We start from the raw sequence: 3,752 nt of genomic DNA on the forward strand, positions 1-3,752 counted from the left end.
TGGTCAAACGGCACGGGGCCGGCCGTGACCGCCAACTCACGGCGCTGGACGGGGTTTCGCTGCGTTTCGACCCCGGTGAGCGCGTCGCCGTGCTCGGCCGTTCCGGATCGGGGAAGAGCACGCTGCTGTCGATCCTCGGCCTGCTCGACGCCCCCACGACGGGCAGCTACCTCATCGGCGGCCGAGACGTATCGTCCCTGCGCGCCCGGGAGTTGGACGCTCTGCGCGGCAGCGTCTTCGCTTTCGTGCGCCAGCGCTTCGGACTCCTGGACCACCTCACCGTCCGGGAGAACATCGAGGCGGCCGCGATCCACCGCGGAGAGCCCCGAAGACTCCGCCGCAGTCGCTCGCTGCGCGCCCTCGCCCAGGTCGGACTCGCCGGACGTGCCCACCACCGACCCGGCGAACTCTCCGGGGGTGAGCAGCAACGGGTCGCGGTGGCAAGGGCGTTGGCCGGCCGACCGGCCGTACTGCTCGCCGACGAACCGACCGGCTCGCTCGACGAGGAGACCGGTGGCGAGGTGATGCGACAGCTCCACCGCCTGGCCGCGGAACGGCTCTGCACCCTGGTCGTCGTCACCCACGACCCGTTGGTGGCAGGGGAGTTCGACCGTACGGTCGTGCTGGACCGCGGACGGGTGCGCGCGCGGTGAACCCGTACGCGGCCGGGGACGCGGCAAACGCCCCGCCGCACCGGCCGCCGCACCGACCACGTACCCGCTCGACGGCGCTCGTGCTGGTCGCCTGGCAGGGCGTACGGCGGCGTCCGCTGCGGCACACGCTGACCGCGCTCAGCCTGCTCGTCGGCGTGCTCGGCGTCGTGCTGGTCCAGGGCGCCGGCGACCACCTCGAGGACGCGCTCGTACGCGACGCCGTGCTCGGAAACGGCCGCAGCACCACTCTTCTGGTGCCCGTCACCGGCAGTGGGCGCGAGGTCGGGCTGCGGGAGAACGTCGCCGACTGGCAGGCCGTCCTCTCCCGTCTCAGCGCCGACGGCGACGGTGTGGCAGCCGCCTTCGTCCAGGACAGCACCGCCCGCATCCACGCGGCCGACACCGTCCCCACAGACACCCCCGGCGGCGGTACGGACAGCGGTACGGGCGTTGCCTCCGACGGCGGTGCGGGCCCGGCGTCCCGTACCGGGCTGCGAGACGGCGGCGGGGAGGAACTGGTCCCGGGCATCACGCTGTTGGGGGTCGACCCCGGGCTGCGGCTGATCCGGCCGTTCCCGGTGGTGCGCGGCCGTTGGTTCGAAACACCCACCTATGGACCGCAGTTGGTGCTCAACCGGGCAGCGTGGCGACAGGTGCCACCGGACGGGACACCACTCGCGCTGAGCCGTACGGGCGCCCACGACCGCTACCGCGCCCGCCTCGTCGGGGTCGTCGACGACGGCAGCGACGAGCCGCAGGGTTACGTCAGCCTCGCCGGGGGCGGGCCGTGGAACTCGGGTGTCCACCACCGGCGCAGCGCGGTCGCACTGCTGCTGCACTCGCCCTCACTGGACGCGGACACCCTGCGCGCCCGGATCGAGGCGCACGCGCAGATCACCGGCCGCCTCGGCGAGCTCGGCGACATCCGCCGCCTGGACAACGTCGACGATCACGCCGCTCAACTCGACGCCGGCAGACGGGCGTTCCTCGCCGCCGCGGCGCTCGTGCTCCTCGTCGGCTGCCTCGGCATCCTGAACGTCGGACTGGCGACCACGCGCGAACGCTCGGAGGAGCTGTCGCTGCGCCGGTCCTTCGGCGCGGCCCGGGGGCACCTCGTGCGCATCGTGGTGCTGGAGTCGCAGATCGTCGCCCTGCTCGCCGCGGCGGCGGCCATCGGAATCGCCTGCCTGGTGACCGATCCGCTCCTCCAGCAGCTGGGCGGGCGGGCGCGGTTGGAGCCGTCCGGCCCACCGTTCGGCGCGATGGTCGCCGGGGTGCTCACCAGCTGCGGAGTGGCCCTGGTCGGCGCGCTCGCCCCCGCGCTGCGTGCCGCCCGGGTGCCCATCGCCCGAGCCGCACGATGAGCGCCGGCGCGGGCTGGGAGCACGTACGGAGCCGGCTTCGCAACTCCCGTGGCGTCGTACGGAGCCCGGCTTCGCAACTCCCGTGGTGCAGCGGCGGGTTGGCGGCTCCTCGTACGCGCCGGCCCGGGCCGGTCGTCGGCGACGGAAGCCGAAAGCCGAAATCGCCGAACCCGGGCGGGGCCACGGGTGGCCGAATCACGACGCCGCGGGGCCGCGAACCGCCGGCCGCTGGACACTCGCTCAACCCCGGTCGCTGAACGCCCACGCCACCCAACCGCGCGCACCTGCGCACCGGGCGGGGAGCGGACCGCCGCGGGACTCAGGCGTCCCGGACCTGGTCCGGACGGTCGACCACCGGCGGCTCGACGCTCCAGGGGAAGTTGATCCACTCGTCCGTGCGCTTCCACACGTACTCGCACTTGACCAGCGATTCGGGCTTCTCGTAGATCACCGCACTGCGGACGTCGGCGACATGGCCCGCGCAGAAGTCGTGGATCAGCTTGAGCGTCTTGCCGGTGTCGGCGACGTCGTCCGCGATCAGGATCTTCTTCCGCGAGAAGTCGACCACGTTGGGGACGGGGGCGAGCATCACCGGCATCGGGAGCGTCGTACCCACCCCGGTGTAGAACTCCACGTTCACCAGATGGAGGTTCTTCACGTCGAGCGCGTACCCGAGGCCGCCGGCGACGAAGACGCCGCCGCGCGCGACCGAGAGGATTATGTCGGGCTCGAAGCCGTCGTCGGCGATCGTGTGGGCGAGGTCGCGCACGGCGCCGCCGAAGCGCTCGTAGGTGAGGTTCTCGCGCACGGAGTCGTTCTTCGCGGTCACTGCGGTCACACCTGCGTCCGGTGGAAGTTGAGGAAGCTGCGCGAGGGGGTCGGGCCGCGCTGGTCCTGGTAGCGGGAGCCGTACTTCTCCGAGCCGTACGGGAACTCCGCCGGCGAGGTCAGCCGGAACATGCACAGCTGGCCGATCTTCATGCCCGGCCACAGCTTCATCGGCAGCGTCGCGACGTTGCTCAGCTCCAGCGTGACGTGACCGCTGAAGCCGGGGTCGATGAAACCGGCCGTCGAGTGCGTCAGCAGGCCGAGCCGCCCCAGCGAGCTCTTGCCCTCCAGCCGGGAGGCGATGTCCTCCGGCAGCGAGACGACCTCGTAGGTGGAGGCCAGTACGAACTCGCCCGGGTGCAGGATGAACGGCTCGTCGCCGTCCGGCTCGATCAGCCTCGTCAGATCGGCCTGTTCGACAGCCGGATCGATGTGCGGGTAGCGGTGGTTCTCAAAGACCCGGAAGAAGCGGTCGAGGCGTACGTCGATACTGGAGGGCTGCACCATCGACGGGTCGTACGGGTCGATCCGCACCCGCCCCGCGTCGATCTCGGCCCGGATGTCCTTGTCTGAGAGAAGCACGGGACGAGCGTACGCGCACGACAGGGGCCCGGCTCAACCGGCCGGGCCCCTGTCCGGGTGGAAACGCTCGTACGTGATTCAGCCGCTCTCGCCGGACCGGTGGCGCACGGGCACGGCCTGCCGCAGCCGCGCGCACTGCGGACACCTCAACAGGCGTCCGGGCCCGATGCGTTCACTGCCGAGCTGCTGCATGGGAAACGTGGCGGTACGAAACTCATGACCCTCGGCGCAACGGACGACCGTGGTGGTGGCTGCCATCGATTCCCTTCCCCAGGCACGGAACACAACAAAAGCCACCATAAGGGAGAAGGCGGGCCACCTGTCA

Annotated in this window: 5 protein-coding genes; 2 read left to right on the forward strand and 3 right to left on the reverse strand. The window is 71.6% G+C overall.

Features of this window, described 5'->3' with window-relative positions; all coding sequences use genetic code 11:
- Together JGS22_RS08675 and JGS22_RS08680 are read left to right on the forward strand one after the other, a co-directional pair.
- Window positions 1-653, forward strand: a 653-nt coding sequence (locus JGS22_RS08675; RefSeq protein ID WP_216814897.1) for an ABC transporter ATP-binding protein, incomplete at its 5' end; no start/stop codon positions are given.
- Window positions 650-2,017 (forward strand): ABC transporter permease, encoded by a 1,368-nt coding sequence (locus tag JGS22_RS08680; RefSeq protein ID WP_211043280.1) that lies wholly within the window; start codon window positions 650-652, stop codon window positions 2,015-2,017. The genes JGS22_RS08675 and JGS22_RS08680, both read left to right, overlap by 4 nt.
- 319 nt (window positions 2,018-2,336) lie before the next feature.
- On the opposite strand, the gene JGS22_RS08685 is transcribed toward JGS22_RS08680, so the two are convergent.
- The 3 genes from JGS22_RS08685 to JGS22_RS08695 all read right to left on the reverse strand — a co-directional run bounded on the left by JGS22_RS08685 (window position 2,337) and on the right by JGS22_RS08695 (window position 3,685).
- Window positions 2,337-2,825 (reverse strand): phosphoribosyltransferase, encoded by a 489-nt coding sequence (locus JGS22_RS08685; protein ID WP_211043291.1) that lies wholly within the window; start codon window positions 2,823-2,825, stop codon window positions 2,337-2,339.
- A gap of 26 nt (window positions 2,826-2,851) precedes the next feature.
- Window positions 2,852-3,427 (reverse strand): dCTP deaminase, encoded by a 576-nt coding sequence (dcd, locus tag JGS22_RS08690; RefSeq protein ID WP_211043278.1) that lies wholly within the window; start codon window positions 3,425-3,427, stop codon window positions 2,852-2,854.
- A gap of 78 nt (window positions 3,428-3,505) precedes the next feature.
- Window positions 3,506-3,685 (reverse strand): hypothetical protein, encoded by a 180-nt coding sequence (locus JGS22_RS08695; protein WP_216815074.1) that lies wholly within the window; start codon window positions 3,683-3,685, stop codon window positions 3,506-3,508.
- Between the last annotated feature and the right edge of the window lie 67 nt (window positions 3,686-3,752).

The organism is Streptomyces tardus (assembly GCF_018101125.2).
GTDB lineage: Bacteria > Actinomycetota > Actinomycetes > Streptomycetales > Streptomycetaceae > Streptomyces > Streptomyces tardus.

Coding starts and splice junctions, on each gene's coding strand:
- JGS22_RS08695 (WP_216815074.1), bottom strand. CDS start 3,685: ATGGCAGCCACCACCACGGTCGTCCGTTGCGCCGAGGGTCATGAGTTT.